Origin of the sequence: Salmonella sp. 32120201201600049SM (assembly GCF_017572835.1) — a bacterium.
GTDB lineage: Bacteria > Pseudomonadota > Gammaproteobacteria > Enterobacterales > Enterobacteriaceae > Salmonella > Salmonella enterica.
Genome location: NZ_JAGESA010000001.1, coordinates 984,120 through 996,453, shown reverse-complemented (window position 1 = coordinate 996,453; position 12,334 = coordinate 984,120). Strand labels below are relative to the sequence as shown.

Annotated in this window: 14 protein-coding genes; all 14 read right to left on the bottom strand. The window is 59.0% G+C overall.

The window, feature by feature from the left end; all coding sequences use genetic code 11:
- Position 1: 1 nt before the first annotated feature.
- Positions 2-1,357 carry a cobalamin reductase PduS gene (gene pduS / locus J4650_RS05095; RefSeq protein WP_023994314.1) on the bottom strand — a complete coding sequence of 452 codons (1,356 nt, stop codon included), beginning with the start codon at positions 1,355-1,357 and terminating at the stop codon, positions 2-4.
- Complete coding sequence (gene pduQ, locus J4650_RS05090) at positions 1,354-2,466, bottom strand: 1-propanol dehydrogenase PduQ (protein WP_001091466.1); 1,113 nt, start codon at positions 2,464-2,466, stop codon at positions 1,354-1,356. The genes pduS and pduQ overlap by 4 nt, the downstream gene beginning before the upstream one ends.
- Before the next feature lie 11 nt (positions 2,467-2,477).
- The gene (pduP, locus tag J4650_RS05085; RefSeq protein ID WP_001097672.1) at positions 2,478-3,872 is read right to left on the bottom strand and encodes a CoA-acylating propionaldehyde dehydrogenase PduP; all 1,395 of its coding nucleotides are present in this window, start codon (positions 3,870-3,872) and stop codon (positions 2,478-2,480) included.
- The gene (pduO, locus tag J4650_RS05080) at positions 3,869-4,879 is read right to left on the bottom strand and encodes a two-domain cob(I)yrinic acid a,c-diamide adenosyltransferase PduO (protein WP_001029486.1); all 1,011 of its coding nucleotides are present in this window, start codon (positions 4,877-4,879) and stop codon (positions 3,869-3,871) included. Before pduO ends, pduP begins: the two co-directional genes overlap by 4 nt.
- A gap of 9 nt (positions 4,880-4,888) precedes the next feature.
- Positions 4,889-5,164, bottom strand: coding sequence for a propanediol utilization microcompartment protein PduN (pduN, locus tag J4650_RS05075; protein ID WP_000549825.1), 276 nt, complete (start codon positions 5,162-5,164; stop codon positions 4,889-4,891).
- A gap of 3 nt (positions 5,165-5,167) precedes the next feature.
- Positions 5,168-5,659 (bottom strand): propanediol utilization microcompartment protein PduM, encoded by a 492-nt coding sequence (gene pduM / locus J4650_RS05070; RefSeq protein WP_001012968.1) that lies wholly within the window; start codon positions 5,657-5,659, stop codon positions 5,168-5,170.
- Positions 5,656-6,288 carry a phosphate propanoyltransferase gene (locus J4650_RS05065; RefSeq protein WP_000356733.1) on the bottom strand — a complete coding sequence of 211 codons (633 nt, stop codon included), beginning with the start codon at positions 6,286-6,288 and terminating at the stop codon, positions 5,656-5,658. The genes pduM and J4650_RS05065 overlap by 4 nt, the downstream gene beginning before the upstream one ends.
- A complete protein-coding gene (pduK, locus tag J4650_RS05060; protein ID WP_023994313.1) occupies positions 6,288-6,770 on the bottom strand; it encodes a propanediol utilization microcompartment protein PduK in 483 nt (160 codons plus the stop codon). The genes J4650_RS05065 and pduK overlap by 1 nt, the downstream gene beginning before the upstream one ends.
- A 3-nt stretch (positions 6,771-6,773) precedes the next feature.
- Positions 6,774-7,049, bottom strand: coding sequence for a propanediol utilization microcompartment protein PduJ (gene pduJ, locus J4650_RS05055; RefSeq protein ID WP_001057755.1), 276 nt, complete (start codon positions 7,047-7,049; stop codon positions 6,774-6,776).
- Between the two features lie 18 nt (positions 7,050-7,067).
- The gene (pduH, locus tag J4650_RS05050) at positions 7,068-7,418 is read right to left on the bottom strand and encodes a propanediol dehydratase reactivase beta subunit PduH (RefSeq protein ID WP_023202809.1); all 351 of its coding nucleotides are present in this window, start codon (positions 7,416-7,418) and stop codon (positions 7,068-7,070) included.
- On the bottom strand, positions 7,408-9,240 hold the full coding sequence (gene pduG / locus J4650_RS05045) for a propanediol dehydratase reactivase alpha subunit PduG (RefSeq protein ID WP_017441814.1): 1,833 nt from the start codon (positions 9,238-9,240) through the stop codon (positions 7,408-7,410). The genes pduH and pduG overlap by 11 nt, the downstream gene beginning before the upstream one ends.
- Positions 9,241-9,446: 206 nt before the next feature.
- Positions 9,447-9,968, bottom strand: a complete 522-nt coding sequence (gene pduE, locus J4650_RS05040) for a propanediol dehydratase small subunit PduE (protein WP_001090600.1) — start codon at positions 9,966-9,968, stop codon at positions 9,447-9,449.
- Positions 9,969-9,982: 14 nt separating this feature from the next.
- On the bottom strand, positions 9,983-10,657 hold the full coding sequence (gene pduD, locus J4650_RS05035) for a propanediol dehydratase medium subunit PduD (protein WP_000405050.1): 675 nt from the start codon (positions 10,655-10,657) through the stop codon (positions 9,983-9,985).
- A 10-nt stretch (positions 10,658-10,667) separates the two neighbouring features.
- Entirely contained in the window at positions 10,668-12,332 is a 1,665-nt protein-coding gene (gene pduC, locus J4650_RS05030) for a propanediol dehydratase large subunit PduC (RefSeq protein WP_001256896.1), read from the bottom strand.
- Positions 12,333-12,334 lie beyond the last annotated feature (2 nt).

Genomic DNA, 12,334 nt, shown 5'->3' with positions numbered 1-12,334 from the left:
GTTAACCTCTTACAACCGTGATGGCCTGTTCGCTGATGGCCGAAACAATGCCGTCGATGCTGGCGTGAACGGGGGCGCCGAGCGCGCCAGGCGGGACATCGGTAACGCATTGCCCGCGCGTCACGCGCTCGCCGACGGCAACAGTCGGTACTGCGCTGGCACCAATATGCTGGCGCAGCTGCAAAGTGACTTTTTCTACTGACGGCTCTTCTTCAACCAGCGGCGCTTCCTGGTACCAGGGGCTTAGTCCCAGTTTGGCGATCAGCCGCTTCACCGGCACCAGGCGATATTTCGCCATTTCGTCGGACGGATTCAGCGGCCCTTCGTAGCGCTGGTTTTGCGCCCGTAGCTCGCGTTTTAACATGCGGTTGATGCGCATCGGCGAGATCCCCACCGGACAGGCCACGCTTTCGCAAACGTTGCATTCCGAGCAGGTAAGGGCGCTCAGCAGCAGCTGCGGCGTGGCAGCCTGGTGAAAGTTCACCGCCCGCACCAGCAGGTGCGGAGAGAGTTCGTGGCCGATCAGGTGTCGCGGACAGAGATCGGTACACAGTCGGCACTGTTCGCAGACGGTGCGCGCGACGGAAAGCACCGTGCGCTCGTCCTGCATTCTCCGCTGGATAAGCGGATGGCTTTTGGGGAGCACCAGCAGGCCGCCGGTAGTTTTCGTCACCGGATTATCAAGAGAGGTAATCAGGCCACCCATCATCGGGCCGCCGTTAATAAAACCAGGGTCGTCGACCGTTGCGCCGCCCGCCAGCGCCAGTACTTCCCGCAGCGACATGCCGATGGGAACAGTAACGGTCAACGGTCTGGCGACCGCGCCGTTCACGGTCAACGTGCGACGAGTGACCGGAAACTGCTGCTCGACCGCCCGGGCAATATTGAGCACCGTTTGCACGTTATTGACGGCCACGCCGACGCTGGCAGGCAACGCGGCAGGGGCGACCCGACGACCGGTTGCCATCCAGATAGTCAGCACCTCATCGCCCGCCGGATAAACATCCGGCAGAATATGCAGGCGGATACCGGCGGGCAGTAGCGGGGTAAGGGCGTCGATGGCCCGGCGGTATTTTTCTTTCAGGGCAATCACCCCTTCGCGCGCGCCGGTCGCCGTCATGGCGTACTGTACGCCGCGGACAAGACGCGCGGCCTGCTGCCACATTAGCTGCTGGTCAACCTTGAGCATCGGTTCACACTCGGCGGCGTTCACCAGAAAAATCTCTACCTGCGCCTGTAGTTTGACGTGAGCGGGAAAACCTGCGCCGCCCGCACCGACAACGCCCGCTGCGCGGACGTGCTCACGAATTTCATCGGCGCTAAGGGACATTTCAACGCTGTTGATGGCGGTGCTCATAGCAGTTCCTCCAGCAGTTCACGAATTTCTTCGGCGCTGGCCGGGCGCGGGTTGGTGCGCAGCGTAACGTCCGCCAGCGCGGCCTGCACCATCGCCGGAATGCGTGCGGAAAAGTTGGATCTTCCTTCTTTAAGCGCAACGGCCAGTGAGGGAAGGGCGCAGCGTTGCTTAAGCAGTTCGATTTGCTGAATCAGCGCATTGATCGCCGCGATATCATTGGCTTCTGCCGGGCAAAAACCGCAGGCTTTGGCCAGCCGCGCGTAGCGTTTGGCGGCGCGCGGAACGCCGGCGTTAAAACGGATAACCGTGGTTAACAGCAGGGCGTTGGCCAGGCCATGCGGCAGATGAAACTGCCCGCCAAGCTGGTGGGCTATCGCGTGGTTAAGCCCCAGCCCCGCCTGGCTGAAGGCCATCCCGGCGAGCGTTGAGGCATTGTGCATTTTCCCGCGCGTCGCCACGCAGTCGCCTTTTTCCACCGCCGTGGGCAGATACTGGAACACCAGTTTGGCGGCTTTTTCCGCCAGCGCGTCGGTAAAGTCGCTGGCGCGCGGTGACACCCAGGCCTCCAGGGCGTGGGTCAGCACGTCCATGCCGGTGTTGGCGGTAATCTGCGGCGGTACGCTGACCACCAGCTCCGGGTCGAGGATCGCCATATCCGGATACAGCGCATTGTTGAACAGCGGATACTTGATGCCTTTATCCGGGTCGCTAATTACGCAGGCGCTGGTCACTTCCGAGCCGGTGCCGCTGGTGGTCGGGATCGCCACGCAGGTTTCGATGTTGATCCCGCTCTGCTGGCTAAACCAGACAATCGCTTTCGCCGCGTCCATTGCCGAGCCGCCGCCAAAACCAATCACCACCTGCGGTTGCAGAGCCTGCATTTGCGCAATGCCCTGAACCACTGTGTGGATGGTGGGGTCCGGCGTTATCTCGCTAAAGACGCTGATGCGGTTATCTGCGGGCAGCGCGTTACGCAGGGTATCCAGCAGCGGAGAGCGCGCCAGAAAGCCATCGCAGATTATCCAGATGTGCTTATTGGTAAAGCGCTTGAGCACCGCCAGGCTGCCCTGACCGCTGTACAACCGCGTTTGTAGTGAGAAGGTATTCATCGCGACCTCAGTTAGCGAATAGAAAAGCCGTTGGTCAGTACGCAGCGCCGGGAACGGGCAAAAGTACGCGCTGACGTGGTCCCTTCACCGGTTGGCGTGGCGATAGTGAAGGTGGTAAAGCCTTCGCCGCCGACGCCGATCCCGGCATAAGAGGGGCCATTTTTGACGAATATCGAGGTTTGCAGGGTGCGGGCCGCGAGGTTCAGGCGCGACACGTTCTGCGAGTGCATAATGGCGGTATGATGTAGCCCCTCTTCAACCTTCAGGGCCAGCGCCAGTGCGCTATCGAAATCGCTGACTTTTACCACCGGCAGCATCGGCATCAACTGTTCGCTGGTGACCCACGGATCGTCAGCGTTAACCAGCGCAATCAGCAGACGCGGCGCTTTTGCAGGGACAGCGATCCCGGCGGCTTCCAGCATGGCCGATGGGCTCTTGCCGACCAGTTTTTTATTCGCCTGGCCTTCAGGCAGGCAGACGGCGCGGAGTTTGTCGGTATCGGCAGGGCTTAACAGCAGCGCGCCGAAGGTTTGCATTTGCTGCACCAGACGTTCGGCGACACTCTCCACTACGATCAGGCTCTTCTCGGCAATGCAGGGCAGGTTATAATCGAATGACGCGCCGTTGATGATATCTTCTGCCGCTTTCACCAGGTCCGCTGTTTCATCGACGATGCAGGGCGGGTTACCCGCGCCAGCGCCAATCACCTTCTTACCGCTCTTCATGCCCATTGCCACAATGCCCGGGCCGCCGGTAATGGCCAGTACTGCGATTCGCGGGTGGGCCATCATCTGCTGGGTCGCTTCGAAGGTGGGTTCAGCCACGGTCACCACCAGATTGCGGATGCCGCAGCAGCGGAAGGCAATCTCTTCAATCAGGCTAATCAGTTTCAGAGAGACCTTTTTCGCTCCCGGATGCGGGCTAAAGTAGATACTATTGCCCGCCGCCAACATGCTGATGCTGTTATTGATGATGGTTTCCGTCGGGTTGGTGCTTGGGGCGACCGAACCGATGACGCCAAACGGCGAGTATTCAAAGAGCACCATGCCGCCGTCACCGGTCAGCGCGGTGGTGGTGAGGTCTTCTACGCCCGGCGTGTTGTCCAGCGCAGCCTTGTTCTTGAGGAATTTATCTTCTTTGTTGCCCATCCCCGTTTCATTGGCGCTCTCTTCCGCCAGGGTCGCCAGTAGCGGCGTCAGCTCCTGACGCATCGCGCTGATAATGGCGCTGCGGGTTTTTAGCGGGCACTGCTGATAACGTAAGAACGCCTGGTGCGCGGCGTCGATGGCCTCGCTCACGGACTGGAAAATCCCTTTGCCCTGAGGCTGGGCCGGCGTTTGCGCCGGCGTGGTTAATTGCTCGCTAAGAATGGTGCGAATCAGGGTTTCGAGTTCAGAAGTATTCATTGATGAGTTCCCACGTTAATAGCCGCGATGGCGGTCTGTGCTATGTCCATGTCCTGCTCAACGCTGCCGCCGCTGATGCCAAGACCCCCAATTAATATGCCGTCGCGCCACAGGGCGTAACCGCCGCCAAAGGTGACCACTTTTCCCTGTAAATGACTTTCCAGGCCATAAAGCGCCGCGCCTGGCTGAACAACATCGCTCAGCTCATGGGTCGCCGTTTTCATTGCCACTGCGGTCCATGCCTTTTTCGGCGCCAGTTCGCTGCTGACCAGCAGGGCGTCCGGCATCCGCCAGGTCACAGTTTCCGTGCCGTGCGCGTCAACGATGCTGACGACTACCGGAACCTGCAGTTGCTGCGCGCGTTCAACGGCGGCGCGGGTGAGCTGGTGCAGATCGTGGAATGAGAGGGCCACGGGCGTTGTCTCCTTGCTGCGGGTCGGCTGGCTGGCAGCCAGATAGCGCTTGCTAACTTCACGGATGATGTTGGCCTGGTGCGCATCGCTATCTTCCGCGCGGGCCAGGGCGTACAGGCAGTCCGATAAGCGGTTGATGTAGCGCATCAGCACCTGGCGTACGTTGACTTCAGTTGCCAGTTCAACCAGACGGCGTTCGGCGCGGCGCGCCAGCGTGCGGGCAAAATGTAAGCGGCTCGCGGCTTCGCAGCGTCCGGGTAAAATAAAGCTGTGCAGCGGTTCGACGCGGGCCATTGCCCGATCGATAGCGGCTTCCAGAGCCGAAATCTCTTCGCTGCTGATGTAGCGCTGTTTGGGCGACGGCTGCTCGCTGTCGCTGGCCAGCTCTGCGCTAAACCAAAAAAGTTGCTGCTGGATGGCCTCGAGTAAGGTGCGGTGATTTTCATCCGCAGCGGCGCAGGCGCACAGGCTCAGCGCGGCGTTCAGCTCATCCAGCGTGCCGTAGGCTTCAACCCGCGGGTGGGTTTTGCTCACCCGCTGGCCGGTAAACAGTGATGTGGTGCCAGCGTCACCTGTTCGGGTATAAATCGCCATAACCACCCCTTAACGCGAAAGCGTATCTACAATGCCGACAACGGCGAGGTCGATGGCCTCATTTGGCCCGGAAAAAACGTGCCTGGCGCTGGAGCCGCCGCTGAGCAAAACCAGTTCGCCGACGCCCGCGCCGACGGAGTCCACGGCCACTTCATCGCCGGAGGTAGGCGAGGCGGGGAGTTCGCCATCGGCGCTGACCCGACGCACCAGCAGCAGCTTTTTCCCAATCAAAGAAGGTGATTTTTGCGTGGAGACAACCGCGCCCGTGACTCGTGCCAGATGCATGATTTACTCCTGCTTAATTAATTGAATATTCCGCGCATTGGCCGCGTCACGCGCCATGGCGGTCACGATGCATTTGCGGTGGACAACCACACGCCCCCGGCTTAGCAGCGCGACATCGCGATAGCTCAGCACCGAACCCGCATGCAGAACCAGCGGCAGTCCGTGCTCATCGGTGAATACCAGCGGCAGACGAGCCAGTTTTTTTACCGGGATAACCGGCAGCAGCTGGCTGTGCAGGCTGAGCTGTACGCGGATGCCAAACGCCAGCGCGTCGTGAATTTTCCGGGCGGCGGCATCGCCGGTTTCTGCATCCGCAAGCTGACCCAGCAGCGGCAGGTCGACGAGCAGGATGCGCAGCGACGCGTGCTGACAGAACAGTGCTGGACAGTCGGCATCGCGAAGTTGCGTAACGCTCAGCGTCGCCGTGCTCTGGGCACGGCGCTGCAGCCGGGAGACAATCTCCTCGACAATGCGCTGCAGGGTTTCGCCGTTCATCGCGGGCCTACCAGCCGGGCAAAGGCCTGCGGGTTATCGGCACCAGCGGCGTTGGCTTCATCGGTATCAATGTGCATTTCGAGGCGCATGTCCGGTGAAACGCGAATCGCCACGTTGTTGAAAATCAGCCCGCGATCGTCGCCTTCAATCGCCACTGAAACCATATCGCCGTGGGAAACCCGCAGGATCAGCGCATCAAGCGGCGACATATGGATATGCCGCTGCGCGACGATAACCCCGGAAGGTAGCTCCAGTTCGGCAAAGGGGCTGACCAGGCGGATGCCCGGCGTCCCCTTCAGGTTGCCGGACATTCTCAGCGGCGCGGCAATCCCCAGCGTTCTCGCATCGGTACGCGAAATTTCCACCTGGCTTACCGAGCGCAGCGGGCCGAGCAGGCGCACATTTTTGAGCTGCCCTTTCGGTCCCACCAGAGTGACGGTTTGCTCCGCGGCGTATTGTCCCGGCTGCAGCAGCGCTTTTTTCTCGCTGATGGGATGGCCGGGAAACAGCCGCTCATAATCCTGTGCGGACAGGTGGATATGACGGTTTGAGACGCCCAGCGGGATAGGCCGCTGGCGCATCTCATCAAGAACTTTACTGACCGTTGATTGCAGAAGCTCTTTATCCATTACGCTTCACCTCGCTTACCGGGATGAATGCAAAGCGTGCGAGGTTCGCCCTTCTGGCGAGGACATTTTGGATCCAGACACAGGTTGCAACTGACCAGTTCTGATTCCTGCGGGGCCTCTTCTGCTGTCGCTTCAGAAACGACATCAGCTATCTCTGACTCTTCAGGCTCAGGTTCAATGACGGAGGGTGGGGGTGTCTCTGCGAGCAGGATCCCTTCTCCGGGCCTGGCGATAACCTTGTGGGCCACCAGGCCATTCCGCTGTTCGGCGAAATGCGCACCGGTGGTGATAGCCGCCTGAACGGAGGCCACATCACCGGTAATTTTAATCACCATCCAGCCTGAACCATTGGTCTTTTCGAGGGCGAGCAGCGTGATAGAAGCGGATTTCGCCATGATATCGGCGCAGCTGATAGCCAGTGCCAGACCACAAACTTCAAGTAATCCCAGTGATTGCTTCACGCGGTGCTCCTTATTTGCCATCGATTAGGCTGATTTCGGTAAAATGGCCTCAACATCGCTGTGCGGACGCGGGATAACGTGGCAGGATTTCACTTCACCCACGACGCTTGCCGCCGCGCTGCCTGCATCTACGGCTGCTTTAACCGCGCCGACGTCGCCGCGAACCATGACGGTAACCAGGCCAGAACCAATTTTTTCGTAGCCCACCAGCTGTACGTTGGCGGATTTAACCATTGCATCGGCGGCTTCAATGGCGCCGACCAGCCCTTTTGTTTCAACCAGTCCCAGTGCGTTATTCATACTGCCGTTCTCCTGTGATTAAGCATGGAGATCCCGAAAAGGGATCCCTTTGACCAGCCGTGCCGCGTTATTACCGGTGTTGCGTTGGGCCTGACTGTCCTGATGATGCATCAGCGTAAAAAGCGGCGCCGATGCGGGTAAATTCTTGTAATGCACGACCAGCGAGTGTCGATCGCAGGCAATGCCAACCAGCAGCGGCGAGCTGCGCGCCGCCTGCCAGGCGCTGTCAACGACATCTCCAGCCGGGTGACGCTGAAGCAGGAAAGGGATGCCTTCCTCTTCGATACCCAGCAGCACTTCGTGCCAGAGGCTGGCGCAGTCGTTGATAACGGTAATGACGATGGCCGGGGCGCTGTGATTACTGTCCATATGCAAATTCCTTGTGCCAGGAGAGAATCAGGCCGGTGGCCACCGCGTTTCTTGGGCCTTCGCTGCCGCGAATATTTCCTCGCCCGGCGACCAGGCGGTAGTGCGCCAGCGCATCGGTGACCAGCTGCGGAACTTCAAAATCCAGCGACGAGCCGCCGACCAGCACCACGAACGGAATATCGCGAATGTTGCCGGTTGGACTGACCTGGCGCAGCGCGCGCAGGGCGTTGGTGACAAAGACACGTTCTTTAGCGCTGCGGCGAATAGCACGCACTTTTTCCAGCGCTAAGTCGCCGGGAAGCGGCACCAGTTCGTCCGGTTTCACCACGCAGACGCGGGCGAACACGGCGGGAGGCAGCGGCGTCGGGAAGAACTGGACGCTGCCGTCCTCGTGGCGTAAGTGGAACAGGCTTTCGACCTTAGCCAGCGGGTATTTTTTGATCTCTTCCGCCAGATAGCGGTCTTCCAGCCCCAGTTCGCGGGCAATAATCATCGTGACCATGTCGCCTGCCCCGGCGAGATGGGTGGCGATGATTTCGCCTTTAGGGTTGATGATGGAGGCATCGGTGGAGCCCGCGCCGAGGTCGAGGATCGCCAGCGGTCGGGTGGTACCCGGCGTGGTCAGCGCGCCCAGAATGGCGGCTTCAGCCTCAGCGCCGCCGATCTGCACGTCGATATTAAGCTTCTGCTCAATTTCACGGGCAATCATCGCCATCTGCAGACGGTCTGATTTCACCATCGAAGCGATGCCGACGGCCTGCTCCAGCGAGAACTCCCCGGCCAGACCGCCGGTGACGCTCACCGGAACCGAGGTGTCAACGGCCAGAAGATCCTGAATGAAAATCTCGCTGCTGGGCTTATTGGTTAGCTCGGCCATGGTCTGGCGTACGTGCTCCAGCATGCCGCCGATATTGGTCCCGGCCTCGCCGGTGACGTTGTCGAGCTTGCCGCAGCCGTCCACCGCTTTCATGATAGCTTCGGCACCGGCGGCAACATCCACGCGCACGGTACGACCCTGAGCCTGCAGCTCCAGGTTACCGGCGGGTATTGCGCGCGCTTTGACGTCGCCGGATGGCGTTTTAACCACCACGGCGGAACGGTTGCCAATCAGCGCGCGCGCCATCGGGACGATGTTTTTCGTCTCATCGGCGTTGAGATTAAATACGGTGGCGATGCCGTAAGGGTTGGAGAGGGTTTCGATAACCTTTCCCGGCACGGCGACTTCAATCGCCGCCAGCATCCCCAGCGGAATGCGGTCGATGTACAGAACTTCATCGACAATCGGTAGCGATTTTTCCAGCCGGTTGCTGACCAGTACGCCATCGTCGCGCTGCAAAATGACGCCGGTAATCTGGTATCCGGCGCGCATTGAGGCGTTGATAACATTGGCGATATCAGCAAAATCAAAGGCTGACGATACCACCAGAATATAGGACGAGTCCGCCGGGCGGGTTAACAGCTCCTCCGGCGTAATCGTGATACCCACACCAAGGCCTGCTCCGCCCGGCGTTTTTGGGTTATGGCCGATCATTGTCGATTCGGTGATGATGGTTTCGGTAATGGTTTCCATCGCCACATCGCCAATCACCGGCGTGGCTTCGTTAATGCGGATGAGCGAAATATCGCTGACATTGATCCCCGCGCGCTTTGCGACGAGGGCGAGCGCTTCCTGAATGCCGAACACGTTACGCAACGTGCCTTTGATCCCGGTCGTTTCCGCCAGCGCGCTGTGGGTGATTGTCAGCGCACCAGCCTCATTCAGAGTCGCCAGGGCGACTTCCGTCGATGAGTTGCCGATGTCAATGCCAGCTATATATCGCATCGTATATCCTTTTTCTCGTCGTACTTCAAACTGCCTTTTTGTTGGCTGCGTTCTTTCACCCGAATCACTTACTACAGTAAGCTCATCGGGGTTATGAGGGACATCCCTGTCCCTCACTAAAGCCAGCCTATGGCTGTTCAAATTCGTTCCAGACGAATTTGTCACTCACTTGCCGCCTCAATGCATCTCGAATTACTTAGAGAAAGCTAATCGTCGCCTTTGAGTTTTTTACGCTCGACATACAGCGTTGCCGCTTCGCGAACGAAAGCTGCGCAGATCTTCGCCTGATAGCGGTTTTCGAGATCGTCGGCGATAGCCATCAGCTCTTCTTTCGTCGAGCGATAGGGGCGAAGGGCGTTGTAGATTTCAAGAATGCGATCGTCCGGTACCGCGGTCAGTTCGGCGGCGCGTTCAAAGTTCATCGCCAGCCGGTCGCGACCCGCATCTTTGGCGATAGAGGCCTGTAAGCGCAGGGTTTCCGGGGTAATACGCATATCCTGAGCGGTGACTTTATTGCTCAGCACGTTTTCCAGCGTAAAGTCGTCCAGCGTTTTATTGGTGGCGGTTTTCACCCATTCCGGGTGTTTGTTCGCCAGCGGGTAGTCGCTGACCTTTGCGCTGCGGGACGTGCCGCCTGCCGCAGGAGCCGCTGCTGGCGCATCGCCCTGCAGGCTGTTCATGCGGCTCAATACGTCCCGGACCATCGATTCAATTGCGTCGGTATTCATGGAGTTATCCTTTATCAAAGCGCCACGCGCAGTTCCTGCGGGTTTTTGCCCGTCACGACGTACTTGGTCTCTTTAATGTGCAAAATGGCCGACTTTGCCTGGTACTTCGGGCGTGCCATCTGGTCATTGAGCGTAGGGACCGGCTGCGGTGATTCTCGTTTCGCATAGCGGGCGGCGTTTTTACCAATCTGACGGTAGGTTTCCAGCGTCAGCAGCGGTGCCTGCGGGAACAGCTCCAGGTTGGAGAGCGGCGGTAGCCCCTGCTGGTGGATAACCGTAGTACCTTTCGACTGGATGCCGATGGAGATGCCGGATCCGCTCAGGCGGTTACCTTCAACGGCGACGAACGCCACGTCGGAAGATTTAAAGCAGCGAATCACGCGCGCCTTGATGCCTTCTTCTTCAATACCGGCAATGACTTCGCGCAGAATGCTCTTATGCGGTAAGCCGACGATATTGACGGTTTGCGCCAGGCCAAATGCCGGGCCGACGGCGATAATGACTTCGTCCTGCTGAGTGCCCTGGCGCGCTTCGCCCACTTCGGTCAGAAAGCCGTCGCCCGCAGGCACAGCGGTCTGTGGCGCTGTGGATGCCGCAGGCGCATTAAACGAGACGGGTTTATCGCTGCCCTTCATATCGCGGAGCACGTCTTCAATTATCTGGCGCAGCAATTTTTCATTAATTTCCATTTCTCACCCCTTAATCAATCTCGTTGGGATCAAGAGCGCCAGGGATGTTTTTAATCTCTTCCCAGCGTTCTCCCTGCAGGCGATAACCTGTTGCCGGACCGGCATAGTCATTGACGTCATTAACCGCAGAGAGCACTTGTCCGTCGCCGACGATAATGGCGGAGGTGTGCAAATAGTCGCCGGTTAGCTTGGCTTTCTGGATGTTGAGCATGTCCTGGGCCACGTCGGTAAACCCGCCCTGCGCCAGCGCTTTCACAACTTCCAGACCGTTGCGGTTTTTATTGATGATTTCCTGGGCGAACTTGATGTCTTCGACGATGTTGCGCTCCGGCATATCTTTCGAACCGTGGGCATAGGTCGCGGCTTCAACTTCTTCATCGGTAATCGGCGGCAGTCCCATTCCGGCAAACACGGCCTGCAGCGCGCGGGCGGCTTTGTTACGGATGGCGATAACGTCCTCTTCGCGAACCGGGCGCAGACCGCCGTCCACTTTCAGGTCGCGCTGGATAACGTTGTAGTCGTCAAAGTCTTCCGCATCTTCGTTGGAACCGGCGAACATGTTGTCGTAGTTCGGCACCGCGGAATAACCAGAGGAGATAAAGTCGGTACCCGGCAGGAACTGCATCAGCAGGCGCGCGGTACGACGCATATCGGAGTGGGTGAAGGTCTGGTCGTTACTGGAGGCGCATTCCAGATCCAGCGAAGAGCAGATCAGGTTTTCCGCCAGCACGGCACGAATGCCTGACGGCACGGCAGACGGTACGCCGATGCAGCTTACGGAGCCGTTTTGCAGCCCCTGAACGCCCGCGGCTTTGGTGATATAGATGCAGCGCGCTTCCAGATACAGCATGGATTTGCCTTCGGCGTAGCCCATCTGCACTTCGGAGCCGGAGCCGGAGGTGAAGCGCATTTTCAGGCCGCGAGAGGCGTAGGAAGAGGCTAAGAAGCCCTTCGACCATGGGGTATCGTCACCGTCGGTGAAGACCGGCTCGGTGCCGTAAACGGAGATGGTTTCGGCGTAGCAGGTGTGGCCCAGCATGCCGAGCTTCAGCTCGGTGGCTTCTTCCAGCGAGCATTGAGTCAGTACCCCCGGACGACCTACCTGAGAACCAACCAGCAGCGCGATGGCGTTGAACGGCGCATAGCGCGCTACCGCAACCGTCGTCTCTTGTTCGTCAAACCCGCGCCATGCGCCTTCGGCGGCATCGGCGGCAATTTGCACCGGGTTGTCTTTAACGTTGGTGACGTGCGCCTGTTGAGATGGAGTACGGCGGGCGCGCATTTTCTGCATCGCCATCATCATCTCAACCACGTTCATATGCGAAACCACTTCGACAATTTTCGCTGGGGTCATCGCGGTGGTTAGCGGAACGATTTCGCTGCGCTTGACGTTCGGATCGCACAGCATGTTAGCCAGCTTGACCGAATCCATCGCCATCACTTCTTCGGCGCGGTTCAGGTTGATGCCGTAGCGGGCGATAAAGTGGTCGATCAGGTCGAATTCGCTAACCGGTTTTCCGTCCAGCTCGGTTACCGCGCCGTTAACGATTTTTATCGACGGTTTTGGGTCGTTCGGGCTTTCCATCGCGATAAAGCCTTCTTCGATCCACTCCTTAACAAAGCCGTCCTGATTCACAGGGCGTTTCGCCAGTGCTTCAAATCTTTTCGATCTCATGA

What these genes read in the sequence shown, in the direction of transcription:
- J4650_RS05065 (WP_000356733.1), bottom strand. Translation starts at nt 6,288, where the DNA reads ATGGATAAAGAGCTTCTGCAATCAACGGTCAGTAAAGTTCTTGATGAG.
- pduC (WP_001256896.1), bottom strand. Translation starts at nt 12,332, where the DNA reads ATGAGATCGAAAAGATTTGAAGCACTGGCGAAACGCCCTGTGAATCAG.
- pduP (WP_001097672.1), bottom strand. Translation starts at nt 3,872, where the DNA reads ATGAATACTTCTGAACTCGAAACCCTGATTCGCACCATTCTTAGCGAG.
- pduG (WP_017441814.1), bottom strand. Translation starts at nt 9,240, where the DNA reads ATGCGATATATAGCTGGCATTGACATCGGCAACTCATCGACGGAAGTC.
- pduS (WP_023994314.1), bottom strand. Translation starts at nt 1,357, where the DNA reads ATGAGCACCGCCATCAACAGCGTTGAAATGTCCCTTAGCGCCGATGAA.
- pduJ (WP_001057755.1), bottom strand. Translation starts at nt 7,049, where the DNA reads ATGAATAACGCACTGGGACTGGTTGAAACAAAAGGGCTGGTCGGCGCC.
- pduE (WP_001090600.1), bottom strand. Translation starts at nt 9,968, where the DNA reads ATGAATACCGACGCAATTGAATCGATGGTCCGGGACGTATTGAGCCGC.
- pduD (WP_000405050.1), bottom strand. Translation starts at nt 10,657, where the DNA reads ATGGAAATTAATGAAAAATTGCTGCGCCAGATAATTGAAGACGTGCTC.
- pduM (WP_001012968.1), bottom strand. Translation starts at nt 5,659, where the DNA reads ATGAACGGCGAAACCCTGCAGCGCATTGTCGAGGAGATTGTCTCCCGG.
- pduK (WP_023994313.1), bottom strand. Translation starts at nt 6,770, where the DNA reads ATGGCAAATAAGGAGCACCGCGTGAAGCAATCACTGGGATTACTTGAA.
- pduH (WP_023202809.1), bottom strand. Translation starts at nt 7,418, where the DNA reads ATGGACAGTAATCACAGCGCCCCGGCCATCGTCATTACCGTTATCAAC.
- pduO (WP_001029486.1), bottom strand. Translation starts at nt 4,879, where the DNA reads ATGGCGATTTATACCCGAACAGGTGACGCTGGCACCACATCACTGTTT.
- pduN (WP_000549825.1), bottom strand. Translation starts at nt 5,164, where the DNA reads ATGCATCTGGCACGAGTCACGGGCGCGGTTGTCTCCACGCAAAAATCA.
- pduQ (WP_001091466.1), bottom strand. Translation starts at nt 2,466, where the DNA reads ATGAATACCTTCTCACTACAAACGCGGTTGTACAGCGGTCAGGGCAGC.